The 26,017-nt window shown below is 53.4% G+C and carries 34 protein-coding genes; 14 read left to right on the top strand and 20 right to left on the bottom strand.

Going from position 1 to position 26,017, the window contains the following annotated elements; translation table 11 throughout:
* Window positions 1-208: 208 nt before the first annotated feature.
* The 6 genes from ACT53G_RS00705 (at window position 209) to ACT53G_RS00680 (ending at window position 2,495) form a co-directional block, all read left to right on the top strand.
* Complete coding sequence (locus ACT53G_RS00705; RefSeq protein ID WP_275357067.1) at window positions 209-682, top strand: NifX-associated nitrogen fixation protein; 474 nt, start codon at window positions 209-211, stop codon at window positions 680-682.
* Between the two features lie 9 nt (window positions 683-691).
* Entirely contained in the window at window positions 692-904 is a 213-nt protein-coding gene (locus ACT53G_RS00700) for a CCE_0567 family metalloprotein (protein ID WP_313983516.1), read from the top strand.
* 9 nt (window positions 905-913) lie between these two features.
* Window positions 914-1,210, top strand: coding sequence for a ferredoxin III, nif-specific (gene fdxB, locus ACT53G_RS00695; protein ID WP_313983513.1), 297 nt, complete (start codon window positions 914-916; stop codon window positions 1,208-1,210).
* Window positions 1,211-1,221: 11 nt separating this feature from the next.
* The gene (locus ACT53G_RS00690) at window positions 1,222-1,617 is read left to right on the top strand and encodes a nitrogen fixation protein NifQ (RefSeq protein WP_194747293.1); all 396 of its coding nucleotides are present in this window, start codon (window positions 1,222-1,224) and stop codon (window positions 1,615-1,617) included.
* A gap of 3 nt (window positions 1,618-1,620) precedes the next feature.
* Window positions 1,621-1,965: a rhodanese-like domain-containing protein gene (locus ACT53G_RS00685; protein WP_194747294.1), complete on the top strand. Its 345-nt coding sequence runs from the start codon at window positions 1,621-1,623 to the stop codon at window positions 1,963-1,965.
* A 68-nt stretch (window positions 1,966-2,033) separates the two neighbouring features.
* Window positions 2,034-2,495, top strand: coding sequence for a TOBE domain-containing protein (locus ACT53G_RS00680; RefSeq protein ID WP_379077225.1), 462 nt, complete (start codon window positions 2,034-2,036; stop codon window positions 2,493-2,495).
* Window positions 2,496-2,505: 10 nt separating this feature from the next.
* Here ACT53G_RS00680 and ACT53G_RS00675 read toward each other — a convergent pair whose 3' ends face one another.
* The 17 genes from ACT53G_RS00675 to nifV form a co-directional block, all read right to left on the bottom strand.
* Window positions 2,506-2,847: a hypothetical protein gene (locus tag ACT53G_RS00675; protein ID WP_275357071.1), complete on the bottom strand. Its 342-nt coding sequence runs from the start codon at window positions 2,845-2,847 to the stop codon at window positions 2,506-2,508.
* Window positions 2,848-2,908: 61 nt separating this feature from the next.
* On the bottom strand, window positions 2,909-3,979 hold the full coding sequence (modC, locus tag ACT53G_RS00670; RefSeq protein ID WP_476168418.1) for a molybdenum ABC transporter ATP-binding protein: 1,071 nt from the start codon (window positions 3,977-3,979) through the stop codon (window positions 2,909-2,911).
* 1 nt (window position 3,980) lies between these two features.
* The gene (modB, locus tag ACT53G_RS00665) at window positions 3,981-4,658 is read right to left on the bottom strand and encodes a molybdate ABC transporter permease subunit (RefSeq protein WP_228518670.1); all 678 of its coding nucleotides are present in this window, start codon (window positions 4,656-4,658) and stop codon (window positions 3,981-3,983) included.
* 20 nt (window positions 4,659-4,678) lie between these two features.
* The gene (gene modA / locus ACT53G_RS00660) at window positions 4,679-5,437 is read right to left on the bottom strand and encodes a molybdate ABC transporter substrate-binding protein (protein ID WP_476168417.1); all 759 of its coding nucleotides are present in this window, start codon (window positions 5,435-5,437) and stop codon (window positions 4,679-4,681) included.
* 24 nt (window positions 5,438-5,461) lie between these two features.
* Entirely contained in the window at window positions 5,462-6,991 is a 1,530-nt protein-coding gene (locus tag ACT53G_RS00655; RefSeq protein ID WP_476168416.1) for a porin, read from the bottom strand.
* A gap of 66 nt (window positions 6,992-7,057) precedes the next feature.
* Window positions 7,058-7,885 carry a TOBE domain-containing protein gene (locus ACT53G_RS00650; protein WP_194747297.1) on the bottom strand — a complete coding sequence of 276 codons (828 nt, stop codon included), beginning with the start codon at window positions 7,883-7,885 and terminating at the stop codon, window positions 7,058-7,060.
* A 123-nt stretch (window positions 7,886-8,008) separates the two neighbouring features.
* Window positions 8,009-8,461 (bottom strand): hypothetical protein, encoded by a 453-nt coding sequence (locus tag ACT53G_RS00645; RefSeq protein WP_476168415.1) that lies wholly within the window; start codon window positions 8,459-8,461, stop codon window positions 8,009-8,011.
* Between the two features lie 4 nt (window positions 8,462-8,465).
* A complete protein-coding gene (locus tag ACT53G_RS00640) occupies window positions 8,466-8,825 on the bottom strand; it encodes a ribonuclease HepT family protein (RefSeq protein WP_194747299.1) in 360 nt (119 codons plus the stop codon).
* Window positions 8,822-9,349, bottom strand: a complete 528-nt coding sequence (locus ACT53G_RS00635; protein ID WP_313983484.1) for a tetratricopeptide repeat protein — start codon at window positions 9,347-9,349, stop codon at window positions 8,822-8,824. The genes ACT53G_RS00640 and ACT53G_RS00635 overlap by 4 nt, the downstream gene beginning before the upstream one ends.
* Window positions 9,350-9,361: 12 nt before the next feature.
* Entirely contained in the window at window positions 9,362-9,685 is a 324-nt protein-coding gene (locus tag ACT53G_RS00630; RefSeq protein ID WP_476168414.1) for a (2Fe-2S) ferredoxin domain-containing protein, read from the bottom strand.
* Window positions 9,686-9,720: 35 nt separating this feature from the next.
* On the bottom strand, window positions 9,721-10,014 hold the full coding sequence (locus ACT53G_RS00625; RefSeq protein ID WP_194747302.1) for a ferredoxin family protein: 294 nt from the start codon (window positions 10,012-10,014) through the stop codon (window positions 9,721-9,723).
* Window positions 10,011-11,309 (bottom strand): FAD-dependent oxidoreductase, encoded by a 1,299-nt coding sequence (locus tag ACT53G_RS00620; protein ID WP_338656920.1) that lies wholly within the window; start codon window positions 11,307-11,309, stop codon window positions 10,011-10,013. Before ACT53G_RS00620 ends, ACT53G_RS00625 begins: the two co-directional genes overlap by 4 nt.
* Before the next feature lie 2 nt (window positions 11,310-11,311).
* The gene (locus ACT53G_RS00615) at window positions 11,312-12,403 is read right to left on the bottom strand and encodes an electron transfer flavoprotein subunit alpha/FixB family protein (protein WP_194747304.1); all 1,092 of its coding nucleotides are present in this window, start codon (window positions 12,401-12,403) and stop codon (window positions 11,312-11,314) included.
* A gap of 34 nt (window positions 12,404-12,437) precedes the next feature.
* The gene (locus ACT53G_RS00610) at window positions 12,438-13,283 is read right to left on the bottom strand and encodes an electron transfer flavoprotein subunit beta/FixA family protein (protein WP_476168413.1); all 846 of its coding nucleotides are present in this window, start codon (window positions 13,281-13,283) and stop codon (window positions 12,438-12,440) included.
* 157 nt (window positions 13,284-13,440) lie between these two features.
* Window positions 13,441-13,776, bottom strand: a complete 336-nt coding sequence (gene nifW / locus ACT53G_RS00605; RefSeq protein ID WP_476168412.1) for a nitrogenase-stabilizing/protective protein NifW — start codon at window positions 13,774-13,776, stop codon at window positions 13,441-13,443.
* Between the two features lie 29 nt (window positions 13,777-13,805).
* Window positions 13,806-14,555 carry a serine O-acetyltransferase gene (gene cysE, locus ACT53G_RS00600; RefSeq protein ID WP_275357083.1) on the bottom strand — a complete coding sequence of 250 codons (750 nt, stop codon included), beginning with the start codon at window positions 14,553-14,555 and terminating at the stop codon, window positions 13,806-13,808.
* Window positions 14,552-15,694, bottom strand: a complete 1,143-nt coding sequence (gene nifV / locus ACT53G_RS00595; RefSeq protein ID WP_476168411.1) for a homocitrate synthase — start codon at window positions 15,692-15,694, stop codon at window positions 14,552-14,554. The genes cysE and nifV overlap by 4 nt, the downstream gene beginning before the upstream one ends.
* A 466-nt stretch (window positions 15,695-16,160) precedes the next feature.
* Between nifV and ACT53G_RS00590 the strand changes: the two genes are divergently transcribed.
* The 3 genes from ACT53G_RS00590 (at window position 16,161) to ACT53G_RS00580 (ending at window position 18,198) form a co-directional block, all read left to right on the top strand.
* Window positions 16,161-16,649 (top strand): helix-turn-helix transcriptional regulator, encoded by a 489-nt coding sequence (locus ACT53G_RS00590; protein WP_476155421.1) that lies wholly within the window; start codon window positions 16,161-16,163, stop codon window positions 16,647-16,649.
* On the top strand, window positions 16,642-17,298 hold the full coding sequence (locus ACT53G_RS00585) for a nucleotidyl transferase AbiEii/AbiGii toxin family protein (protein WP_476168410.1): 657 nt from the start codon (window positions 16,642-16,644) through the stop codon (window positions 17,296-17,298). The genes ACT53G_RS00590 and ACT53G_RS00585 overlap by 8 nt, the downstream gene beginning before the upstream one ends.
* A 180-nt stretch (window positions 17,299-17,478) precedes the next feature.
* Window positions 17,479-18,198, top strand: a complete 720-nt coding sequence (locus tag ACT53G_RS00580) for a HEPN domain-containing protein (RefSeq protein WP_476168409.1) — start codon at window positions 17,479-17,481, stop codon at window positions 18,196-18,198.
* 252 nt (window positions 18,199-18,450) lie between these two features.
* Here the strand turns inward: ACT53G_RS00580 and nifK are convergent, their stop codons facing one another.
* The 3 genes from nifK to nifH form a co-directional block, all read right to left on the bottom strand.
* Complete coding sequence (nifK, locus tag ACT53G_RS00575) at window positions 18,451-20,010, bottom strand: nitrogenase molybdenum-iron protein subunit beta (protein WP_476168408.1); 1,560 nt, start codon at window positions 20,008-20,010, stop codon at window positions 18,451-18,453.
* 14 nt (window positions 20,011-20,024) lie between these two features.
* Window positions 20,025-21,482, bottom strand: coding sequence for a nitrogenase molybdenum-iron protein alpha chain (gene nifD / locus ACT53G_RS00570; RefSeq protein ID WP_275357086.1), 1,458 nt, complete (start codon window positions 21,480-21,482; stop codon window positions 20,025-20,027).
* Window positions 21,483-21,626: 144 nt separating this feature from the next.
* Entirely contained in the window at window positions 21,627-22,502 is an 876-nt protein-coding gene (gene nifH / locus ACT53G_RS00565) for a nitrogenase iron protein (protein ID WP_228518672.1), read from the bottom strand.
* Window positions 22,503-22,939: 437 nt separating this feature from the next.
* Between nifH and ACT53G_RS00560 the strand changes: the two genes are divergently transcribed.
* The 5 genes from ACT53G_RS00560 to ACT53G_RS00540 are packed head-to-tail and all read left to right on the top strand — an operon-like array spanning window position 22,940 to window position 25,973.
* Window positions 22,940-23,392, top strand: coding sequence for a group II truncated hemoglobin (locus ACT53G_RS00560; RefSeq protein ID WP_476155428.1), 453 nt, complete (start codon window positions 22,940-22,942; stop codon window positions 23,390-23,392).
* Between the two features lie 33 nt (window positions 23,393-23,425).
* On the top strand, window positions 23,426-24,016 hold the full coding sequence (locus tag ACT53G_RS00555; RefSeq protein WP_313983453.1) for a hypothetical protein: 591 nt from the start codon (window positions 23,426-23,428) through the stop codon (window positions 24,014-24,016).
* 17 nt (window positions 24,017-24,033) lie between these two features.
* Window positions 24,034-24,846: an NAD(+)--dinitrogen-reductase ADP-D-ribosyltransferase gene (locus ACT53G_RS00550; protein WP_313983450.1), complete on the top strand. Its 813-nt coding sequence runs from the start codon at window positions 24,034-24,036 to the stop codon at window positions 24,844-24,846.
* Window positions 24,847-24,850: 4 nt separating this feature from the next.
* Window positions 24,851-25,729 carry an ADP-ribosyl-[dinitrogen reductase] hydrolase gene (gene draG, locus ACT53G_RS00545; RefSeq protein ID WP_476168407.1) on the top strand — a complete coding sequence of 293 codons (879 nt, stop codon included), beginning with the start codon at window positions 24,851-24,853 and terminating at the stop codon, window positions 25,727-25,729.
* The gene (locus ACT53G_RS00540; RefSeq protein ID WP_476168406.1) at window positions 25,707-25,973 is read left to right on the top strand and encodes a thioredoxin domain-containing protein; all 267 of its coding nucleotides are present in this window, start codon (window positions 25,707-25,709) and stop codon (window positions 25,971-25,973) included. Before draG ends, ACT53G_RS00540 begins: the two co-directional genes overlap by 23 nt.
* The last annotated feature ends 44 nt before the right edge of the window (window positions 25,974-26,017 follow it).

The raw sequence follows: 26,017 nt of genomic DNA, 5'->3' as shown, positions 1-26,017 counted from the left end.
TTTCGTAAACGCAATGATTCGCCAATAAAACACAAAAGCAGCAAGTGCACTCAGCAAACTAAGAATTTCTCTGTGACCTCTGTGCGCTCTGTGGCTAATTAAAGCTTTTAAATTCATTTTGAGCCACCAAGGACACGGAGTGCTCAGAGAAAACCGAAGGCGTTTGCGTGTTAATGCGGTAAGCAATATTTATTTATAGGAGAAAAACATGACAGCAGTCGCCGAAGCGCCAGTAGCCAGTGATCCCTGGACCTCGCCATTTGTGATCGAACTGATTAAGCAATGGCGGGCGCAAGACACCCATGGCGCATGGGAGGGCAAGGATAATGCGACCTTGCTGGCGCCTTATATCATCAGCAAGGAACAGCGCCGCGAGATGCCAATTATCGGCGACCCCGACCCGGAAACCTTGTGGCGGCTAGAATTGTTTTATAACGCGGTGGGCCTGGCGGTGGAGCGGGAAACCGGCGTCATGGTCTCGCCCATGATGAAAATGCATCACGAGGGCTTTGGCAAAATGCTGCTGACTGCAGGCCGCCTGGTGGTGGTGAACAAGCATCTGCGTGATGTGCACCGCTTTGGTTTTGAAACCATGGACAAGCTGGCCGCCGAAGGCCAGAAACTGGTACAGGCCGCGGTGGACATGATACAAAAGTTTCCCGAAGTGGTGAATTACGGTTAGGAGCGCGCCATGAGTGACATAGAAACAAGTGACGTAGACACCATCAAGGCCGAGGTGAAAAAACTCAATGCCCAGGCCACCCAACTCAAAATGGACTTGCATGACTTGTCCGAAGACTTACCGACCGGCTGGGAAAAAATTCCGGAAGTGGCCGAGAAAACCTTCAAGGCCTATCAACAACTCACTGCTGCCCGCCAGAAATTGGTGGCAGCCGGTGGCTAGGAGCTTGCCATGGCATTTAGCGTAACCTTACCCAGCGGCGTGGCGTGGACGCCGCAATTTGCCGAGCAGATCGCAGAGGAAAAGTGCATAGGCTGTGGCCGCTGCTTTCGTGTCTGTGGCCGTGATGTGCTGGAGCTGGTGGGCATTACTGAAGACGGTGACCGCATCGCCATGACGCTGGGCGACGATGAGGATGATGAGTATGAAAAGAAAGTCATGACCATCGCCCATCCGGAAAACTGCGTGGGCTGCGAGGCCTGCGCCAAAATTTGTCCGAAAAAGTGCTATACCCACGCCCCGGCCTGAGGGGAACCCGTATGCAACAGAGCCTCTCCCCGCCCAGTGCTGTTGTAGCAAGTTCCCTAGCCTCATCTGGCCATGGCTGGGACGAGTTTGAGGATTTGATTGCATTATTGATGGCACATGCGCTGGATCAACACGTGAACACCTATGCACTGGCAAGATTGATTGCAGGCACCTGCTGCAGCGGCGCCAACCATTTGTGGCAAGACCTCAAACTGTCCAGCCGCGCCGAACTGTCGCAACTGATGCGCGACTATTTCCCGGCGCTGGTGGCCAAAAACAGCAGCGACATGAAGTGGAAAAAGTTTTTTTACCGGCAGCTGTGCGAGCAGGAAAACGTATTGATATGCAAATCGCCCAGTTGCGGTGTCTGTGTGGATTATGAATTATGTTTTGGACCAGAGGAGTAAGCTATGACTTGGCAAACCATTGCTGCGGCACAAGCCGCTGAAATGTTGAGTAACCCGGAACGCTTTGCGGAAATCGCGCTGTTTGATACCCGAGATATGCACAGTTACCAGAGTGGCCATCTGCCAGGGGCCGACCAGCTGTCCGAGTACAAACTGGAACAGGTCTTGCGCAGCCTGCCGCGCAATATCCCGGTGATGATTTATTGCTATCACGGCAATGCAAGCAAGGTGTTTGCGCAGATGTTTGACGACTTCCGCTACAAGGAAGTCTACAGCGTGGATGGCGGCTATGAAGCATTGGCACCACTGGTGCAGGCGCTGCCGGAAAAGCTGGCTCACGCTGCGTAATATAGCAGCGTTGACAGCCGCAGGCCCGACGCTGCGGTTGATGTTTTACAGCGCGCTTGCATACACTAATGGTATCTCAACCCGATCAGGAAAATATCGTCATGAAAATCAGCGCACGTAACCAGTTCCAGGGAAACATCACTGCCGTACACCCTGGCAGCGTACATACCGAAATCGAAATTGCCCTCGGCAATGGCGACACGCTGGTGGCCATGGTCACCCACAGCAGTGCACACAGTCTGGGCCTGACCAGTGGCAAATCGGTGCTGGCCCTGGTCAAAGCCTCGTCAATGATGGTGATGACAGAGAGCGAGGGCTATGCCCTGAGCGCACGTAATGTGCTGCGCGGCGTGGTGGCACAGGTGATCAGCGGGCCGGTCAGTGCCGAAGTCAAACTCGATTTGCCGGGCGGCAATACCGTGTTTGCGAGCATTACCCATGAAGCCGCACGTGAACTTGGACTCAGTCAGGGCGCCAGTGCCAGCGTGGTATTCAAAGCCTCTGCGGTGATACTGGCAGTTGCCAGCTAGGCGTTTACCCTCAGAGGCTGGCCACCCATTCCGCTGGCCGGGTATGAAAGCGTGGCTGGCAAGCATCCAGTTGATCAGAGATGGTGGTAGTTTTTAACCAGCCACCGTCTTTCAGACGCCAGGCCATCACCCGTTCGTAATAGACATCGATGCGTAGCGGAAACTCATCGATATCAAAGCCCTCTTCCGACAAGACAAAACTGTGGTAATAAAAACACTTACCCCCGTCGGCGGCGTAGCCATGGATCTTGGTAGCTTGCAGTGAGGGTTCATCGTGCCTTTCAAAACGCTCGGCGCGAATCACTCGCTGTTGTTCAGCCACAGACAAATTGGCATAGAGTTGTTCTATCATGAGTGGACTCCTTTCTTGCGCATTCAAGATGCGGATGCGTCGTGCATGGCGCGAAACGCGCCTACTCCATCAGTGCCACCGATTTGACCTGTAGCCAGACTGACTGACCGACAGTGATGCCCAGGGTCGACGCCGAGCGTTTAGTGAGTCTGGCAATCAGCACCGAAGCTCCCACCTTGACACGGATCAGCATGACACCGGGATGCGTGTCTATGGCCATGGCATCGACCACGCCCTGCAACTGGTTCTGGATACTGCTATCGGTTTGTGGCCGGATGGCCACACTGACATCACGGGCTTGAATATGTACCCGCAGCTGATGCCCCAGCGGCAGGTCTCGCTGCCTGGTCCAGACGCTGCCACCGTCAAATGCCAGCCGCATCAGATGCCATTCCTGGTCAAGTTCGCTGACCTGCGCCTGCAGGACCACGCCGCTGTCTTCCCCCAGGCGGATCGGAGTATCCAGTTGCGCCAGCGTCTCCAGCAATGGTCCTTGAGCCAACACTCTGCCGGCTTGCAGCATAACGATATGGTCAGCCAGGCGTGCTACTTCGTCATGGGCATGGCTGACATACAGCAATGGAATATCCAGATTGTCATGCAGGCGCTCCAGATAGGGCAAGATTTCCTGTTTGCGCGCATAATCCAGGGCAGCCAGCGGCTCATCCATCAATAGGAGCCGCGGCCTTACTGCTAAGGCCCGCGCCATGGCCACCCGTTGTCGCTCCCCCCCGGACAAATGTGCCGGGTTTCTACCCAGTAGCGGCGTCAATTCCAGCAAGGCGATGGCCGCCTCCAGATCTGCTGGCCGCGCCTGCGTATTGCGCCTGAGGCCAAAACGCAGGTTTTCCAGCACCGTCAGATGCGGAAACAGACTTGCCTCTTGAAACACATAGCCGATGGGACGGCGATGTGTAGGTAGGCAATACGCATCCTCCTGCCAGCGCTCGCCCTGAAAGCGCAGATAGCCCTCCCTGGGTTGCTCCAGCCCGGCAATACAGCGCAACAGCGTGGTTTTGCCTGAACCGGAAGGGCCAAACAGGACGGTGATGCCGCGCCCGGGCAGGGTGAGGTCTACATCCAGAGTAAAGCTTGGCCTGGCCAGATGAAAACGTGCCTGTATCTCGCCCATGTCAGTAACCCCTGTTCGGTTGCGTGCGCCACACATGCAGCGCCAGCAACACCAAAAACGAAAACAGCAGCATGACCGCGGCCAGTGTATGCGCCTGACTATATTCCAGGGCTTCCACATGATCATAAATCTGTACCGAAGCGACGCGCGTTTGTCCCGGCACATTGCCGCCTATCATGAGTACCACCCCAAACTCGCCTACCGTGTGGGCAAAGGTGAGCATAGCTGCCGTCAGAAATCCCGGCCAGGACATCGGCACCACCACACTGAAAAACGTATCCAGTGGCGAAGCACGCAAGGTTGCTGCTACCTCCAGCGGCCGCTCACCGATAGCCTCAAACGCGGTGTGCAAGGGTTGCACCATAAACGGCAGGGAATATAACACCGAGGCCAGTACCAGCCCCCAGAAAGTAAACGGTAAACTGCCCAGACCAGTGGCCTGTGTCAGCTTACCCAGCGGGCCTTGTGGTCCCATCGCCAGCAACAGGTAGAACCCCAACACTGAAGGTGGCAGCACCAGCGGCAAGGCCACGACCGAGGCCACCAGCCCTTTCCACCAGACGCGGCTGCGTACCAGCCACCAGGCGACGGGCGTGCCTATGATGAGCAATAGCAGGGTGACCAGACTGGCCAGCTTGATGGTCAGCCAAATGGTCTGTATATCCTCGATGCTTAACATGATGTTTCCTGTGTGATGCCTCAGGGCAATTTATAACCGTTTTTTGCAAAGATGGCACGCGCCTTTTCCGACTGCACGAACCCATAAAACTTGCCGGCGGCATCCGCATTGTTATCTATGCCATGCTTGAGGATGACCACGCCCTGCGCAATCGGCTCATAACTCTCTTCTGACACAGCCACCCATTTACCCTTGCCTGTAGTCTCCGGTGCAACGACAATCGACTTGGCACTGAAGCCAACATCTACCGCTTTGCTATCCACGTACTGGCTGACCTGGGTAATGCTTTCGCCATAGACCAGTTTGGGTTCCAGCACGGTTTTTACCTTGTAGAACTCCATGGCCTTGAGTGCCTGTTTGCCAAACGGCGCCAACTTTGGATTGGCAATGGCCACTTTGCCGACAGCCGCATCCGTCAGTCCGGCCACGCCCTTGCTTAAATCGGCCCCGGTTTGTGACCATAGCACCAGCAACCCGTAGGCGTAGGGTTTGGGCGCGGTCACGGCAAAGCCTTCTTTATACAAGCCCTCGGGAAACTCCATATCGGCAGACATGAATACATCAAAGGGCGCGCCCTGGCGTACCTGGGTGGCAATTTTGCCAGAAGCGTTGAGCACGCTTTGTGCCTCGATGCCGGTTTCCTGTTTAAACTCGGCAGCCAGGTCATCGAACACGTATTTGAGGTTGGCCGCAATGGCCACAGTAAAGGGCTCGGCAGCCTGGACCTGCATGGAAACTGCCAGCACACTGGCTATCAGCAGTTGTTTGAGTGATCGCATGGGATCTCCTTGTCTGAATAAAAGTTAGAAATCGAATTGGGCACGCATGGTGACGGCGTCTTCATGATCCAGCGTATACGTTTTGCTGCTACCTGAGACGGTGGCTGTGGTGGTCACCGGGGTATCAAAATGGGTGTGCACATAGTTGGCAATCACACGCACATAGGGCGTCAGCACCCAGTTGGCGCCTATCGTCCAGGCATCAAACGCGTTGCTACGGCCACTTGCCAACTTGCCAGTTCCGGTAGCATTAGTGCTAACAAAATCACCGCCATCAAACTTGCTGTAACGTGCCCCAAGTTGCAACGCGCCCCAGCCCTCGCCCCCCCAGACAAAATCCTGTTTGGGACGCAAGCGGCCAAACATGCCATCTTTATAGGTGCTGGTAAAGGTTTCACCGCTCACCAGCCAGTTGAGGCTGGCATACCATGCGGTCAGGTCACGATCAAACCCGGTGCCATCAAAATTTTCGCGTATATGTTCTGCCTGTAGCTTGACCGGACCGTGTGCCAGCCCAAGTTCATAACCCTCACGCGTACGGTCAACTGCGCGCGTAAAACCTTCACTGGTAGAAAATACGGTGTATCCGCGGCCTTCGGTCAGTACATTCAGGGTTGGCACGCTGCCAGGTTCCTGTTGGCCCCTGGCATAAAAGCTGCCGATATGCAGGACACTGTCTTTCCAGTCGGCAAACTGGGCAATATTGCCGACCACACGTACCAGCGCATCCTTGTTGTCATATTTGGCATCGGTTTCATCACCATTGGCAGTGGCTGTGTTAACGCCTTTACCATCGGTCCATGAGGCGTTATAGAACAACCCTGGCACAGGTTCGCCAAACACCATCACGCCGCGGTCAAAAGTGGCACCCAGCAGATAGTCCGTGCCTGCCCGTTCCTGAAAATCTGTAAAGTTGGCATTCATGGCACGCTCAAGTCCATAAAACGGCTTGAACTGACCTGCGCGTAATTTGAATCCGTTAAAATGCAGGTAGTCGACGTGCGCATAGGTCAGGCCGACACTGCCATTATTGGCCGTACCGCTATATTCGGCTTCCAGTCTTGCCGCAAAATCCTTCATCGCCACATTAGCACCCAGCCGGGCGCGACGAATGTTGAAGGTATCTGCGGCTGCAATATCCGGAGAGAAACTGCGGTAGTCGGCTTGCACGCGGCCATTAAGGCCCAGTTTCCAGGCGCCACTACCATCTTCAAAACTCAGGCCATTTTTAAAGTTGGCGTACACTGGCTGGCCACTCGATTTGCCACGGGCAGATTGTAGCGCCTTGATTTCATCGGCCATCGCGTCCATCTTCCACTGCTGATCACGCAAGACCTGTTTGTCATCGCTCGCTACCCCTCTGGTTTCCGCCGGTTTTTCTAACCGTGCCTGGAGCAACTTCAATGCATCTGCCATCTGTTGCATTTGTGTTTGTTGTACTTCCAGCATGTGCTGCAATTGCGCGATGCGGGCATCGGTTTCAGCATCTGCCCACGCCTGGCTGGTTGGCATCCCCAGCCAGGCCAGACTGACCAGTATGGATACTTTTTTCATGTAAAGCGCTCCCTGATGTATTCAAAGACTCGATATAAAGCAAGATATATAGCGATAGAGAAAAAACTACTCGCTCACCCCTAAAATCACACTGCTGGCTTTAAAGATGGCTACCATCGTTTTACCAGCGGCCAGTTGCAGTTCGGCCACACTGTCATTGGTCACGGTCGCGGTGATCACATTGCCTCCGGTGCTGCGCAGACTGACTTCGGCGTTGACACCGCCCTGGTGGACTCGAGTCACCTCGCCGCCCAGTTTGTTGCGTGCACTCAGGCCAGTCGCGGCTTCAGGACTGGCGAGGATCACCCAACTGGCCTTAACCAGTGCCCAGGCCTCGCTGCCCACCTGCAAGCCCAGCTCATTCAAGCCATCATGGGTAATGACAGCGTGTATCTGGTCGCCGCCAGTCAATTGCAGGGTCACTTCAACATTGACCTGCGCCTGCTTGATTGCCACCACCTTGCCAAAAAACTGGTTTCTCGCACTGGTTTTCACTGTCAGCCTCCGCATCCATGTATAAATGTTGTCAAAATCAGCGATGCCATCACTGGCCGCCTGTAAAAATTTCTGGTGCTCACGCCTTAACACGCGACTGGCATCCACGACACGGATGCCGGCTTCAGTCAATTGCGCCCCGCCCCCACCCTTGCCACCTGTGGTAGTCTGCACCAGTGCGTCGCCAAACAAACTGTTCATGGCATCCACCGCATCCCAGGCCCCCTTGTAACTGAGTCCTGCCAGTTTGGCCGCCTGCGAGATAGAGCCGCAGCTACCGATATGCTCCAGCAGTGCCAGGCGACGGTCTGTCAGCAAGCCAGCCTGGCCATCACTGCCTTCCGGTCCCAGCACCAGTGAGCCACTTACCTGCATGGTCTGCGTCATCTGCGTTGTCATCTTTCTGTCTGCCTTTGTCATGTTTGTCACATTTGCTACGCTATAAAGTAGATTATATAGCGATAGGCAAGACTATGCAGTTTTTGTGCCAGCTGCCATCATAGACACCGGAAAAACTGCCAGTTACTGCCCTTCACCTCGCATAAACCAGTCAAACACCTGTCGCAATAACAATAACTCCTGCCTGTCAGCGCTACGCAAGGCACTCATATGCCTGAACTCACCGCCAAATAAGGCGATTTCGGACTTGGGCGCATCCGGTGTCATGTAACGACAAAGATGAATGCGTAATGGACCTTCATCAGTGGTGACCCAGGCCGTAAAATCATGCTGGTATTGCAGTGTGTCAGCAGGCACATTCAGGGTTTTGACGATTTCTACCCCTTGTGCTGCCGTGAGGGGCTGGCGCAACGGCTGGTCAGGCTCTGCTAATACGCTGGCACTGGCGGGCAAGGCAGCCGGTGCCAACAACCCGCCATGGGGCCAGCGCACGAACAGCAGTGCAGTGCTGTAATTATCAAAATGACAGATAATCACACGTTGCGGCAGTAGGTTGGTGGCAGGTAGCATCATCATTCGCTTATACGGTCATACTGAACAGCGCCGGTTGCTGCTGCCTGAACACGCGCAGCCACATCAGGGTCGCTGGCACCATGGCGCGGATGGCAAACCAAATGGCATCGCGCTCGAAGCCGCCCGACGAACGGACTTGTGACAGCAGGACATTCCAGCCTGCCCAGTCGATTTCAGACATGGCCGTTTTGTTTTCCATCGGCAGGCGGTCTACATTTTCGGCAATAATACGCAGGTGGCGCAGGGTTTCAGCCTGGGTGAGTTGGCTGCTGAAAAAACCCTCTGGAGCGACATCCTCGGTGAGGGTCAGCACTGCCTCGCAGGATTGCAGCATAATATTAAGCATGGTGGCGCTAGCCAGGCTCATAGCGGGACTCCATCGGCATAAGCTTGTATGACTGAGGCGCCAACCGTGTCTTGTGGATCGATCTCCTGCAACTTGCTCAGTATTTGCCGTGCCTCTGACAGGCGTTGCTGACGCAGCCGGATATAGGCAAACGCCTTGAGACTAAACAGGAAAAAATGTTGCGGCGAATCGACCTGTGTCCAGTCGCAGCTTTGCGCGGTGAGTGATTGCCAGTGGCTGTCGATCTGCGCCAGCCTGGCTGCCGTGTCCAGCGCCATATGCACGGCCCGCTCGGCATCACTGAGACGATTGTGTACGGCATACAGCTTGTACAGTGTGTAATACACATGCAGGCAGTCGGGCGAGGCCTGTTGGGCTCGTAGCAACAATGATTCAGACTCGCGCCAGTCACGGGTAGCCGCGGCGGCAGCCAGATATCCGGCTATCGGTGACGGCAAATCCTCGTGGGCGACAATACCGCTCGGTCGTGTTGCGCTCAGAATATGCCCCGACGATTGCGGGGCTGACATAGGCCGAACGTGCATCTATCGCCTCGCTTACCACACGCTGTCCGGCACTTTCAGGCGCTCGACCACTTCGCCTGCCAGCAGGTGCTTGTCTATGATTTCGGTCACGTCGTCTTTGCTCACACCACCGTACATCACGCTTTCCGGGTAGACCAGCACATGCGGGCCACTGTCACAGGGGCCCTGGCAGCCGCTAAACGTCACTGAAAACTGCTCCCACAGATTGCGCGTCTGCACCTGTTGCCAGAACGCCTGCAAAATATCATTGCTGCCCCGTCCATGGCACGAGCCACGCGGGTGGCCCGGTGGTCTGGCCTGGTTACATACAAACACTTGTCTGGCGGGTTTACTCATGGGGATGTCTCCAACAATGCAATACAAAAAAGGGATTAGCCGAACTTGAACAGGATGCCGTAGCCACCACGCGGGTATTCCCAGGCCACATTGCGGTGCTCGTTACAGATAATGCGGCAGGTGCCACATTCCAGGCAGCCATCACTGATCACGGTGACATTGCCGTTACCTTCCATGGTCCAGCAGCCAGCGGGGCAACACACGGTACAGGCATGGCTGTCACAATGGCGGCAGACGTCAGCATCCTTGATCTCGATATGCGGCTTGCCGCTGTCCACCTTGTAGCGGTTCTGGAACAGTTTCTCTTCAACCTTGACGACAATACTCATTCAAAAGCCCTCCATAACTTGAACGCATCTCCCATCAGGCCCATCAGTGAGCGGCGTTGACGGAAGCTGTGGCGTATCTGCTTTTCTTTAGATTTTTTATCCACCCCATCCACAGTCAGCATGGTGTGGGCGGCTTTGGACAACAACTCGGGATAGTCATTAAAAAACTGCGGATTTTTGTGGAAGATTGCCGGCATGTCCTTGTATTTTTTCAGGTCTTTCATGACAAAGCTGTCGTTGAGCGTGGCCTCGTAGCGCTTGAGGTTGGCCTTGCTGAAGGGCAGGCCCTCGGCACGCAAGGCAATCAAGGTATCCGCCGCCACCATGCCGGTGGTCATGGCCAGATTGGAACCTTCGCGGTGCACGGCGTTAACAAACATGCCAGCGTCGCCAACGATGAGCCAGCCATCGCCAAACAAATCCGGCATGGCGTTGTAGCCGCCTTCTGGAATCAGGTGCGCGGTATATTCTTTCATCTCGCCGCCTTCAATCAGCGGCTGGATGGCCGGATGCGCTTTCATTTGCTCCAGCAAGGCATAAGGGGTGGTTTGCTGGGCTTTGAAGTCGGACAGCATACAACCGACGCCGATGGTCACCGACTCGCGGTTGGTATAGAGAAAACCCGTCCCCATCATGCCCTTGGTGATTTTGCCCGCCATCTCGATGACCACGCCCTCTTCGCCCTTGACGTTAAAGCGTTGCTCAATCAGCTCGGTTGGCATAAAGTGGATTTCCTTGACCGCCAGCGCCACATCCTTGGGATGCAGCTCGGGGTGAAAGCCGGCTTTTTTCGCCAGGTAGGAGTTGACCCCATCGGCCAGTATCACCGCATCGGCATAAATCTCACCGCCCTGACGGTCCGTGCGTACACCGATGACACGCTGGCCATCCAGCAGCAGTTCGGTCACCGTGGTTTCGCATATGACCAGCGCCCCGGCCTTTTGCACGCGCTCGGAAAACCACTTGTCAAACTGCGAACGTATCATGGTGTAGCGGTTATAGGGCGGCTTGTTAAAGCTGTCCGAGCGGTAGTGCGAACCCATGTAGGAGTCGTCATCCAGCACCCACATGCGCTGTTCGATGATATGCCGCTCCAGTGGCGCATCGTCCCTGAAGTCAGGAATCAGTTTTTCCAATGCATCCGAATACAAAATCGCACCTTGTACGTTTTTCGAGCCTGAGCTTTCACCACGTTCCAATTGCAATACGCTGAGTCCGGCCTGTGCCAGACGCAAGGCGGCGGCATTGCCAGATGGGCCCGCGCCCACAATGATCACATCAAATTTTTCACTCATGCTTAGCCTGCCTTTCTTGCGGTTGCCAGGTGTGCCTTAAATGCCTCGGTCAGCGCCGGTAATATGGTCATGGCATTGCCGACAATGCCATAGTGAGCAAAGTCAAAAATCGGCGCATTGGGGTCGTTGTTGATGGCGATAATCACATCCGAGGCATCCATGCCGACCCTGTGCTGGATGGCGCCGGAAATGCCCACCGCGATATAGAGTTTGGGGCGCACGGTTTTGCCAGATTGCCCGACCTGACGGTCTAGCTCGACCCAGCCCGCTTGCACCACGGGGCGAGTGGCGCCGACTTCTGCGCCCAGCACTTGCGCCAGTTCCCAGATCAATTTGAAGTTCTCCGGCTTTTTCATGCCGCGACCACCGGCGACGATAATGTCGGCAAATGGCAGTTGCGGTTTGTCTTGCATCTCGTCCGGGATAAATTCCAGCACTTTGGTAATGATGCTGTCTTCTATCATGCTCAAGGTATCTTCAATGATGCGGCCATTGCGCGTCGCGTCGCGCTCTGGCATCGCCATCACACGTGGCCGCACAGTGGCCATTTGCGGACGGTAATTCAGGGTCTGAATGGTACACAGCAAGGAGCCGCCAAAGGTTGGGCGACTCGCCAGCAGGCTGCGCACGTCGAGGTCTATATTGAGCTCGGTACAGTCAGCAGTGAGGCCGGTTTTGAGCGTGGTGGCGACACTGCCTGCCAAATCGCGGCCCAATGTGGTTGCACCAAGGAACAAGATTTCAGGCTGGTATTTGTTGACCAGATCGGTCAGCCCTTTGGTATAAGGCTCGTTACGATAATCTTGCAGCAGCGGGTCTTCAATCAGGTAGCACAGGTCTGCGCCATGGTAAAAGGCCTCCTGGCAAAAACTGCGGGTGGTCTCTCCGGGGGGACCCATCACCACGCCTGCCAATTCCACACCCAGCATATCGGCCAGTTTGCGGCCTTCGCCCAATAATTCCAGCGAAACGGGATGTATGGCGCCGCGCTCATGTTCAATAAACACCCAGACGCCTTTATACGCTTTCAGACGCTCATCAAGCTCAAATTTCTTCTTGCCTGCCGGTGCCGGTTTTTTGGTTTCTTCACTCATATGGATTCCTTTACTTCATGCTCCCTGGATCTGTTCAAGCCGACCGCTTCAGCAGCTCTTTCTCGATGTTGGGAAACTTGGTAAACATTTTGGCGAGCAAGGTCACGCTCAGGTCTTTGGGCTCGTTGCTTTCGCATTGAATGATCTCGGCCTTGGTCGCGCGTGGTGTCGGTGCAAACACTTTGGAAACCACGGTAGGCGAGCCTTTCAGGCCGGTTTTGGTCGGGTCTTCAATCCCGGCGGCGTCTTTATTCCAGATTTTGACCGGATAACGGGCAGCACGGAACATATTGGCCATGGTGGCAAAACGCATTTCGTTATTGCCTTCGAGCACGGTAATCAGGCTGGGGATTTGGGTTTTGAGCACCTGCACGCCGCCTTCGGAACGCCGCTCGACGACGATTTCCTGTTTGTCAGTATCCAGCGAACGGATTTTTGAAACATAGGTGAGTAACTGCATATCCAGCCGTTTTGCCACGCCGGGGCCGACTTGCGCAGTATCGCCATCAATGGTTTGCTTGCCGGTAAACACCAAATCCACCGGAATATCTTTGCTGATCTGCTGAATCGCCGCAGCCAGTGCATAGCTGGTGGCCAAGGTGTCAGACCCGGCAAAAATACGGTCTGTCACCAACACGGCGTCATCTGCGCCATAAGAAATCGCTTTGCGCAAAGCCGCCTCGGCCATCGGTGGCCCCATAGTCAGCACGGTGACACGGGCACCATATTCATCTTTCAGCCGCAACGCTTCTTCCAGCGCGTACAAATCATACGGGTTCACAATGGTCGGCACGCCCTGCCGCATAATGGTGTTGGTCACCGGATGCACCCGTATTTGCGCGCTGTCTGGCACCTGTTTGATACAAACCACAATATGCATAACGCTTCCTTCCTCTGCTATCGGGGCACTCGCTTGCGCCCTGTTATATAGGCTATTGCAACAACCATGCCACGCCGTTAAAAAATATTTTTTATATATTATTCAGTGACTTATAAATAAATATCACTACCATACAATTTGTCGCAAAGCCGACAAATCAGGCACGCTGTGAGGGCAATGTCTGGCGCAAACTGTTGAGATTGAAGGTTTTACTGCCGTCAGCCTCCTGGAATACCTTGAACACTTTTTCGGTGGCGGCATTGGAGTGTACGAAGTCCTCATAGGCGGTTTGCAGCAAGCGCTGGTAAGCAGCCAGCTGCACGCTTTCCGGTTGGGATGAATCCACCTGTTCACGCGCCAGATATTGTTGAAAGCGCTTGAGGATATGCAGGCGGTTGACGTGTACCACGTGCGGGTCATAGGCGACACCAAGAAACTCAAAAAACTCTTCAGCAGCAGAAAAAGTTTGCATACGGGATAACAAGGCACTCATAAGGCTCTCCAGTAAAAATCTTGGTTAAATCAGGAATCCAGGCGTTTGCGCGAACGAGCTTCGGCTACACTGCGTTCTACAAGCGCTTCTGACTCGGCACGCTGGCCTTCTCGCATCACGGCCAGTGTGCGTTCCAGTTGGTCTATACGGTCAAGCAAGGCACTGACCGCCTTGCCTACCGGGTCTGGCATCAAATGGTGGTCGAGGTCTATGCCTTGCTGTGGCTGGCGGCGGGCATTGTCAGGCAGCACCACGCGGCCGGGGATGCCGACCACGGTCATTCTTGCCGGAATATCCTGTATCACCACCGAGTTGGCACCCACCCTCACCTCTGCACCCACCACCACCGGCCCCAGGATTTTTGCGCCAGCGCCGACCATGACGCCGTCACATAACGTTGGATGCCGCTTGCCGGGGTTCCACGACACGCCGCCCAGTGTCACGCCGTGATACAGCGTGACATCGTTGCCAATCACGGCCGTTTCGCCAATGACCACGCCACAGCCATGATCGATAAAAAAGCGGCGACCTATGCAAGCACCGGGATGGATATCAATTTGCGTGAACATGCGTGTGACATAACTCAACCAGCGCGCTGCAAAGCGCCAGCCGCGCCGCCACAAGCCATGCGAAATACGATGCAGCAAGGTGGCATGCAACCCGGGATAGGTCAGCAAGACCTCCAGCCAGTGACGCGCCGCCGGATCGCGTTCAAACACGCACGCGAGGTCTTCACGCAGCAAACCAAAGAATGAAAGTGTGGGTGCGCCTGCATTCATGACATTCTCCCCGGCCTGGACTGACCTTCCAGATAAAAATGCTTGAGCTCTTCCATTGCAGGACTGCGTTTGGCCATCACGGCAAACTGGCGGATGCGCTGTAACAACCAGTCTGTGTCGTCTGACTGCAAACAGATGCCCAATTGCGCATAGACATGGCGCACGCTATGACTACCGGAATGCTTGCCCAGCACCAAATGCCGCTCGCGCCCAACTGCTGCCGGGTCAAAGCCTTCATAGGTAGCTGGGTCTTTAAGCAGGCCATCGACATGCATACCAGACTCATGGGTAAACACCGCCGCACCGACGATGCTTTTATTGAGCGCCACGGCCCGCCCCGACGCCTGAGCCACCAGCTGCGAAATTTCTGGAAAGGCATGCATATCCAGTCCCAGGTCCAGCCCGTGGACTCGCCACAAGGCGGTCACCACCTCTTCTAGCGGCGTATTGCCCGCACGCTCACCCAAGCCGTTGACTGTGGTATTGACATGGCTGGCCCCGGCACGAATTGCCGCCAGTGCATTGGCAGTGGCCAGGCCGAGGTCGTCATGCGCATGCATTTCGATGTCCAGCGTCGTCATCGCACGCAAGGCTGCAATGCGCTCATACGTGGTAAACGGGTCAAGAATGCCCAGGGTATCGGCATAGCGAAAACGGCAAGCGCCCGCCTCTTCTGCTACCGCCACCACCTGCTGCAAAAACTGCGGGTCTGCGCGAGAAGCATCTTCCCCGCCCACCGACACCTGCAAGCCCTCCTTGCGCGCCTGCGATACCACGTGTTCCACCTGCTGCAACACCCACGACCGGTCACGCCGCAACTTGCGCTCGATATGCAAATCAGACACCGGCAACGACAAATTCACATGCCGCACCCCGGTCCGCAAACACGCCAGCAGATCGCCCTCGGTCATGCGCCCCCAGACCATTAGCCTGGTCGGCAATTGCAACGCCGCAATCGCGCGTATATCGGCAATTTCCGCCTCGCCCATGGCCGGGATGCCGACCTCCAGTTCTGGCACCCCAATCTCCGCCAGCGCCAAAGCAATTCGCAATTTTTCCTCACGGCTAAACGCCACCCCGGCAGTCTGCTCCCCATCACGCAAGGTGGTATCGTTGATGACTGGCTTGCTTTGTCGCATCGTGACATCTCCGCATGTATTACTATTGAAATAGCACAGGCTGTGCCAAGATGCGAGAATCCAATATATTTATTTACAATCAATAAGTTAAAAGATAACTAGAGGGCAATTTCGATTGTAAGGTTTACGACAAAGAGGAATGTTATGTGACGAGCATCCGAGTCAATATCCATTGTTTGGTATGCCAGTTGGCGAGATTAAATGAAGTACAAGACGCTTAAATGTTCGTACTCTTGCAATCACCATTGACATGACTTAGCCACTAGCAGTATTTCATGTGAAAAGGGAGTGAGTAACGCATCAGGAAGGAACTCAAAACACGCGCGTTTAACGCTTTAAGATAGCGATCTTTTAAACAAACCATAGCGCGTACCGTATGCTATAGCACCCTACAGAATCTGTAATACTGACAAATAAAAGTAAAGTATGCTTTACTTTATTTACGGACAAGCTTAAACTTTTTGCTATGAATATTCAAACAATAGGATCAATTATTAAACACGAGCGCGTAGCATGTGGCCTTAGTCAAAAGGCACTTGCTGAAGCTGCACATCTATCAAGAGTAACAATTGTTAATCTTGAAAACGGCAAGGTGGGCGACATTGGCGCTGTGAAGTTATCTGAGTTGGCGGATATTGTTGGCAAGCCACTATTTTCAACGGGTAAACCGATGAACTTTGTACAGATGTTACTTGGCAGCGTTAACACGAGTTACAAAAACACCATGACTCAGGATGAATTGGAAGCCGTCATGCTGAAAGGTGAAGTGCCAATGGGCTATGAAGGTCAGCTGTTTCATTTAATTGAAGAGGCCTCAATTGCCTTGTTGACCGGCGCAGTGAAACAGCTGGCAATGCAACAGCAGGCTAACCCAAAACATCTTTGGAAAAACCTTGCTAAATTGGCAATGGCAATAGAATCACCCAAGCCATTTTGGCAGGCGATCAATGGCTAACCCGTTACAGTTCCCTGCTGGTGTTTGGCAAAGCTTGCTCAGGCAAGCTTTTAGCCTCATAGATGCAGTGGCAAAGGATGACGTTGAACTGCCACGTTGGAGCCTCGGCGGTGGCACGGTGTTGATGTTTCACTATGCACACCGTTTATCTAAAGATATTGATATTTTTGTGCCAGACCCTCAATTTTTGGGGTTCATCAATCCGCGCTTAGGTGGAAAAGGCGAAGAAATTACCCAGCAATACACCGACGGCTCTGAATACCTCAAGCTTTATCTGCCAGAAGGTGAAATTGACTTTGTAGCATCATCCCCCCTAACCTCAACCCCTTTTGAGAGTCATGAAGTTTTAGGGCGAGAAGTATTATTAGAAACGCCTGTAGAGACCGTAGCTAAAAAATTATGGCATCGGGGCGATAGAGTAACGCCGCGTGACTTGTTGGATTTGGCTGTGGTGATTGATCATGCGTATGATGCAATTTTGCAAAACAGAATGATATTCACAAAAAATCTGGAAGCGTTTATCCATCAATGTGAAACAAGAAAATCTATTTTAGCGCCAGTCTATGCAGCAATTGAAAGACTCGATTGCGATTTAACCTATGATGACTGTTTGGAAAGAGTTAAAAGGCTACAGCGTGATTTAAAGTAATTGTTGATGCTGTTAAACAAACAGCCCTTCTTTCCAACAAAACTTAGCACTGAGCCTGTTAATTTAAGGATAAGATTGCTTATAAAACAAATGTGCTGTGGGGCAACTGTATAAACTTCCGTCTTGCGCTTCAGAACAACTATCATTTGTGCAATTTAAACTTCACAGAGCATGCCCCAAATGAGCCACGAAATCGAACCAGCAGATTCTAAAGATGAAATAGCCCAATTTATTTTTGACCAACTAGATCAGTTTTCTAGCAATATCCATCGAAGCAGGATGCTTGTTGAACTTTACAATACAGTGGCAAAGGATCACCCAAACTCAAAAACTATTCTCTCCACCGACATCTTGCGTGCATCTGTCGTTTTCCTCCATGCAGCTCTTGAAGAGCTACTCCGGTCTTTAACCATAGCAACATTTCCTACAGCTGATGCAATTACGTTAAATGATGTTCCATTAATTGGGCACGGTCGACATAGTAGAGCTGAGAAGTTCTTACTCGGTGACTTACTGAAACATAAAGATAAAACTATTTCAGAGCTTATTAACGATTGCGTTACAGAGTACACGTCTAAGCTAACATATAACAATCGGGGAGATTTGTTGATTTTTGCAAGGACTTTAGGATTAAAGGAATCTGACTTTACAGAAGTTATGCCAAAAATTGAAGCTATGCTTCACCGAAGGCACCAAATAGTTCATAGAAGCGATAGGCCCTTAAAGAAAGATCTACAGTGGGTACGCGCTACCCCGCTCAGTCCACGACATGTGGAAATCTGGATTGATGCGACAATGAAATTTGTTTCTATTGTTCTTGCTGGGGCATGTATCAAAAAATATCTTTCAAGAAAAAACAATAATCCAAAGATTAACAATCGCAATAATCGTAATCTTTAGTTAAACAAACTTGTTGCTAACACACATGAGTTTTACATTCTAAATTACAGTGTGGGCATTCAACCCATGCTATCGCACTGTGTGAAATCGGTATGTACATATCAACCACTTCATCCTCAAAGAAAAGCCTCCTTAGTGGGAGGCTTAAACACTCAACAATCGATCATTGTAAAGTGGGGGAAGAGACAGAGGACTACATTGCTACCGGGCCTGGCATCGGAGTACCCTACCCGGTACGCATTCAATCACAGGCTAGCGGATAATATCGAAGCTGTAATCTGTCGTGGCAATGCCGTTAGTGCTGATGTCCATCTGGTCAAAGATCTTGTCCAGGATAGTGACCAGCACGTTGAGTGCACCTTGATAACCCCATACCGGATAGCGGTGTTTATGGTGGCGGTCAAAAATCGGGAAACCCAACCGGATCAGCGGGATGCCGGTGTCGCGGTCCAGGTATTTACCGTAGGTGTTGCCGATCAGGAAATCGACAGGCTCGGTAAATAACAGGGAGCGCATGTGCCACAGGTCTTTCTTCGGATAGACCTTGCAGTTTTTACCAAATGGGCTTGCATCAAACAGGGTTTGTACCTTGGCCGCCCAGGCATCGTCACCATTGGTGGAGAGTACCGTGGTTGGCTCAGCACCCAACTCCAGCAGGAAGCCGGTCAGGCCCAGCATGAGGTCAGGGTCACCATACAGGGCAAATTTCTTGCCGTGGATATGAGCACTCGAGTCGGCAATGGCATCCACCAGACGGCCACGCTCTTTGGTCAGGCTGGCCGGAATTGGTTTACCGGAGAGCTTGGAGATCGCCATCAGGAATTCGTCTGTGCCCTTTACTCCGACGGGGTGATGCAGCTTGACCACCTCCTGGCCTTTGCTCTGGATATAGTCGGCAGTTTTTTCGGCGCAGATGGACTGCATGACGATGGTGCCTTTGGCATGAATGGCGTTGGCAGTGTCTTCCAGTGTGGTGCCGCCATCATACATGCGGAACTCGCCATCGGTCGGCGTATCCCAGGCGTCGGACGGATCGCACAGCATGGTTGGGGTGATGCCAAACTCGTTGAACATGCGTTTCACTTCACGGTTGTTGCCGACCACATAGCCGTCAAACCCGCCGATAAAGTTGATGCTGTCATTAGGCTTGCGCTCCAGCGCAGGCACGGTACCGGCTTTGCCATCCCAGAAGTAGTTGAGGATGCCTTTGAGCGCGTTATCGTAGCCGGTGATATGGCTGCCGACAAACGCTGGCGTGTGGGCAAACGGCACATCGTAGTCAGCCGGGATGGAGCCTTTTTCGCGTGAGGTCTTGATAAAGGCATTCAGGTCATCGCCAATCACCTCGGCCATGCAGGTGGTAGAAACCGCAATCATTTTTGGTTTGTACAAACTATACGAGTTGGCCAAACCATCAATCATATTGTTCAAACCACCAAATACCGCCGCATCTTCAGTCATCGATGAAGACACGCAGGAAGTCGGCTCTTTAAAGTGACGGCTGAAGTGCGAGCGGTAGTATGCCACGCAGCCTTGTGAGCCGTGCACAAAGGGCAATGTCCCTTCAAAACCATTCGCAGCAAATACGGCCCCGAGTGGCTGGCATGCTTTTGCCGGGTTCACGGTCAACGCTTCGCGGGCAAAGTTTTTCTCTTTGTACTCTTGCGTTTTGGCGTATTCGACCTGCTTTTTCACTTCATCGGCAGGCACGGCAAATTCAAAATTCTTTTTCTTGTTGGCGAACATTTCCGTATATTCTGGTTCGCGAAACAGTTCAAAATGGTCTAAAACCTTATCAGCATTCTGGCTCATGTTCAGTTCTCCTCTTAAGCCGCTTGTTGCCATGGCGCTTTGGTCAAGCCCCATACCGGGTTGTTAATCGCCATGTCCATGTCACGGGCAAAAATCGCAAAGCCGTCATAGCCGTGGTAAGGGCCGGAATAATCCCAGCTGTGCATTTGACGGAAAGGCACGCCCATTTTCTGGAACACGTATTTTTCCTTGATGCCGGAACCGACCAGATCTGGTTGCACGGCCTCCACAAACTTCTCAAACTCGTAGCCGGTCACATCGTCATAGATTAGGGTGCCATCCTTAACGTAGTGGGTGGTACGCTGATAGTCATCGTTGTGGCCAAACTCGTAGCCGGTACCCACTACTTCCATGCCCAAATCCTCATAGGCACCAATCACGTGACGGGGGCGCAGGCCACCGACAAACAGCATGACTTTTTTGCCTTGCAGGCGTGGTTTGTACTTGGCAATCACGGCATCGGTCAGTGCCTTGTATTTGGCAATGACCTGCTCTGTTTTCTCCTTGATACTGTCATCAAAGAAGCTGGCAATCTTGCGCAGGGATTCTTCGATTTTGGACGGGCCAAAAAAGTTGTACTCTACCCATGGAATCCCGTACTTCTCTTCCATGTGGCGGCTGATGTAGTTCATCGAGCGGTAGCAGTGCAGGATGTTGAGCTTGGCCTTGGGCGTGTTTTCCAGCTCGGCAATCGAGCCGTCACCGGACCATTGGGCGATCACGCGCAGGCCCATTTCTTCGAGCAGGATGCGGCTGGACCAGGCATCGCCACCGATGTTGTAGTCACCAATAATGGCCACGTCATACGGGCTGGACTCGAATTTGTTTTTGTCAGGGTCGGTTTTGTCAAACACAAAGTCGCGCACGGCGTCGTTGGCAATGTGGTGACCCAGCGATTGCGACACGCCACGGAAGCCTTCGCAACGTACAGGCACAATCACCTTGCCTTCGTACTCTTTGGCTTTTTTCTTGGACACGGCTTCGATGTCGTCGCCAATCAGACCAATCGGGCACTCGGACTGCACGGTAATCCCCTTGTTGAGGGGGAACAATACCTGAATTTCGTCAATGATTTTTTCCAGCTTTTTGTCACCGCCAAACACGATGTCTTTTTCCTGGAAGTCGGAGGTAAACTGCATGGTGCCGAAGGTGTCGATACCGGTGGTACCGATGTAGTAGTTACGGCGTGACGCCCAGGAATACTGGCCGCAACCGACCGGGCCGTGCGAGATATGCACCATGTCTTTAATCGGGCCCCATACCACGCCTTTGGAACCGGCGTAGGCACAACCACGGATGGTCATTACCCCTGGCAGCGATTTGATGTTGGATTTCACATCACACTCGGATTTGCCTTCTTCATACACATTCAAATGTTTTGCACGTTTTTTGGCGGACTTTTCAGGATAGGCTTTTAACACCTCCTGAATCAGCTCGGCGCCGTTGACTTTTGTTTCAGCAGTCGCACTCATCGTTGTCTCCTATGTTCGACTAAAAACCAGTGATAAAAAGAAACTTTTCAAAAATTGTTGAAATTGCCCGGAAGTAACCTCCTCAACTTTTGAAACCGTCTCTGGAGGGGTTGGCAAGGGGCAAAGCCCCCTGCCAAAGACTTATTAAGCTGCAGTCGCCGCTTTACCAATCAGTGTTTCATCCTCTTTCTTCATGATGCCGAAATCCATCAACAGGTCTTCCAGCTCATCCATGGTGATCGGGGTTGGGATGGTACCGTTACCGGCGTTGGCGTGAACTTTCTGCGCCAGTTGACGATATTCCTCAGCTTGCTTGGAGTCCGGGGCGTATTCCAGCACGGTCATACGACGCAACTCGGCGTGCTGCACCACGTTGTCACGTGGCACAAAGTGGATCAGCTTGGTACCCAGTTTGCCTGCCAGGGCTTCTGCCAGTTCCAGTTCCTTGTCAGTCTGGCGTTCGTTACATACCAGGCCACCCAGACGCACACCGCCGGAGTTGGCGTATTTCAGAATACCTTTAGAAATATTGTTGGCGGCATACATCGCCATCATTTCGCCGGACATGACGATGTAGATTTCCTGTGCCTTGTTTTCACGGATCGGCATGGCGAAACCACCGCACACCACGTCACCCAATACGTCGTAGGACACATAATCCACGCCGTCATAGGCGCCGTTTTCCTCGAGGAAGTTGATCGAAGTAATCACACCGCGACCAGCACAACCCACGCCAGGTTCTGGACCACCGGATTCCACGCAACGGATGTCGCGGTAACCGATTTTCATCACATCTTCGATTTCCAGATCCTCGACAGAACCCGCTTCTGCCGCCAGGGACAATACGGTGTCCTGTGCTTTTGCGTGCAGAATCAGGCGGGTAGAGTCGGCTTTAGGGTCGCAACCGACGATGAGGATTTTCTGACCCATTTCGGCCAACGCAGCCAGCGTGTTTTGAGAAGTGGTGGACTTGCCGATGCCACCTTTGCCATAAAATGCAATTTGACGTAATGCAGCCATAATTGAAGCTCCTTTAGGTTTAAATGAAAAATTCGTCGCTGTACGCAGCCATCTTCCGATTCCGAATCGCAACCTAATCACTTTTCTTATCAGGCGATGGATGGGTGTCGGCCATGTAGGCTGTGTATGGCAAGGAGCGTGCCAACAGAGAAAATAAAAATTAAGTGATTGATTATTATTGATATTTTAATAAAAACACAGACCACACCTCCTTAAATCCCCTCTGTCGCAAACACGACAAAAGCGGCGCCCAGCGTGCGGTATGAAACAAACCTTTCTGCATACGGTCAGCCGCCTTTCAATGCGTTGCTTCATGCATCAACTGGCCGCCAAGCCGCATCCAGGCTTGATCCTTGCCTTCTGCAGATCAATTGGCATAGCTGTTGGTATAACACTTGCTGAATCAGGACTATCTGTCAGTTCCTAGAGAGGTCAGGATGCATCAGCCATTACCCCCCATTAATCCGGCTTTGGATACCAGCCGACACAAGCCAATCGCGCAAATTCAAGGCAATCCGCACTTTGCACAAATCGGTGGAGAAGCTGCCATTACCCATCTGGTCGAGCGCTTTTATTTTCATATGAATACGGCACCAGAAGCTGCAGCGATCCGCGCCATGCATGCGGCAGACCTGTCCGAAACCAAGGCTGTTCTAGTGCAGTTTCTGATCGAATGGCTGGGTGGCCCCAAGGTGTATAGCAACACACGCGGACATCCGCGCTTGCGCCAGCGACATGCCATGTTTGGCATCGGCGAGGCAGAAAGGGATGCCTGGATGTTATGCATGCGACGTGCCGTGCTGGAGGTGGTGGCAGATGCCACGTTAAGGGCACAGTTGGATCAGGCTTTTTTAAAAACCGCAGACTTTATTCGTAACCAGCCAGCGTAACCCCTGGCTTCATTTCTTTAGGAGAACATTGTAATGACCACCATGGAAAGCACCATTTTCGGCAAACTCAATTCAGAGCACCGTTTGCAAAACCCAGTGTTTAAAGATGCCACCAAAGTGCCAGGGCGCTTTGGGTTTCGCGGCGAACTGGCGATTAAATTTGCTCCGCAAGTGGCTGATGAAGCGCGTCCACCTGAAATTACCTGTGACCAAGTCATGGCCTACGCGCAGGAAGGCGAAAATGGCATGCCATTTTTTACTGGCTATCTGCTGTCTTTCGGCTATCTGGAAATGCTGGTTGAAGCATTGAAAGATGCCCTGCTGCCTGAAGGAAAATACATCCTGTTTTGCAACAATATCGACCTCTTGAAAAAATACACGGTCAAGATGAACGGCAGCACTTTTTACATCCTGCCAATTGATGAGGCCACGGTTTATAACGAGTTGCTGGAACTGTTGCACCTGGAAAAGAATGATCTGAAAAAACTGGATACTGCGGGCAAACTGGATGCGGTGATTGCCAAGGCCATGAGTTTTAGCGCCAACTATCCGGAAATCACCTATGAAGAAGGCCTGCAATTGATGGGGCCAGTACGCAACCCCAACGAAAACCGCCCGGTTTAAGGCTACATCTCGCTGGCATGCAGGCGGAAGAAAGCCCGCAAGACTGGTACAGCACCAACCTGGTCGGTCTTCCGGCCGGATTGCTGGGCTCGGTCGCGTTTAACCGTCACCCGCAGCCCCTGCATATTGCCGGAGCACGCGAGACCCACGGCGGGCTGTTTCGTTTGCTGCACGCCAGCCACAACGCCGAAGAAGCCGCCGACAGGTTTGCCCACTATATGGCCATCGCCTTTGATTTGCAGCGGCCAGCCACAGCACAAGGCCCACGCCGTTTCAGACCCAGCTACCTCAAATTGCTGGAGGGCTGGGGCTTTGATGCCAACAGCCCGCAGGGGGCGGTGCTCAAGGGCTGGGTGGAGAGTCGCTTTGGCCTCGCGCCCAGCTTTCACCGCGCACCGCTGAGGCATTTCCCCTCCCCGGCCTGGGTCACCTATCTGGAAGAGAAGTTTTGCAGCCGCTTTCATAACTACAGCATCCATATGCAGCTTGATTTGTTATACGAGTATTGTCAGTTTGTGATTGCGCGTTTTGGCTTGCCGACCTCGCACCCCACACTGACCCTGTGGCGCGGCGTGAACCTCAACGAAGAACCGACCCTGGGGCAACATGGGCTGCGGGCCGGGCTGTGCAGGCTGCGTCTTAACAATCTGGTGTCGTTTACCCGCAACCGCGAGCGCGCCGACGAGTTTGGTGACTGGATATTGCAAGTGGAAGTGCCGCTGGTCAAACTGTTACTGTTTCCCGGCTTGCTGCAACACAGCCCACTGGGCGGCGAGGAAGAAGTCATCGCGCTGGGTGGCGAATACGAGGTCATGGCCCGCTATGCCTGACCTCATGCAACGTGCGCTGGGCGCATATCTGGGCATGGCCGTTGGCGATGCGCTGGGCGCGCCAGTGGAGTTTATGACTGCCAGAGAAATCGCCAGCCGAGGCCAGCATCGCGACATGACAGGCGGTGGCTGGCTCAAGCTCAAACCCGGTCAGATTACCGACGACACCGAAATGTCGCTGTGTCTGGGCCGCGCCTGGCTAAGCCACAATGGCTGGCATGCCGAAACGGCCGCACGCATGTTTGTTGACTGGCTGAAAAACCAGCCGATTGATGTGGGCAATACCTGCCGCCGCGGCATCCGCCGCTATTTGCTGGAAGGCAGCGTACAAGGCCCGCCTTCCGAAGCTGATGGCGGCAATGGTGCGGCCATGCGCATGGCACCCATTGCCATCGCCACCTATCACCTACCAGACCAGTTTGAAAAAATCACGCTGGCACAAGCGCACCTCACCCATCACCACCCATTGTCCGATGCCGCTTGCCTGACGCTGGGCAGCATGGTGCATGCACTGTTCAATGGCCAAGGTGGTGCGGCCTGCCGCTTGCTCGCGGCAGCACTGGTCAAACAGTACCCTGCATTCAAATTCGACCACTATCCGGGCCGGGCCAGCGGCTATATTGTTGACACGATGCAAACCGTGCTGCATTTTTTTCTCAACACTGACAATTTTGAAGACTGCCTGATTGGCACCGTCAACCAGGGTGAAGATGCCGACACTACCGGCGCCATTGTTGGCATGCTGGCGGGTGCCCGCTATGGCAGTCAGGCCATCCCCGAACGCTGGCTGCAGGCCCTGCCACTCACCATCCGTCAGGAAATCGAACAACAAGTCCCCGCACTCTTGCAAGGAGGTCTAGATGAGCACCATATTGTTTTATGAAAAACCCGGTTGCAGCAACAACAGTCGGCAAAAAGCCCAACTGGCTGCGGCCGGACACATGGTGATTGCCAAAAATCTGCTCACCGAGCCTTGGACACGTGAGCGCCTGCTGCAATTCTTTGGCTCATTGCCGGTGCACGCCTGGTTTAATCCGGCCGCCCCCAAAATCAGGGATGGCGAGATAGATCCGGCCACCCTGGATGCCGACACGCATTGGCCATGCTGCGCGCCGAACCACTGCTGATCCGGCGGCCACTCATCGAGGTTGACGGTCAGCGCATGACTGGC

The organism is Methylophilus sp. DMC18, assembly GCF_056314005.1.
This window is presented reverse-complemented; position numbering and strand designations above follow the sequence as displayed.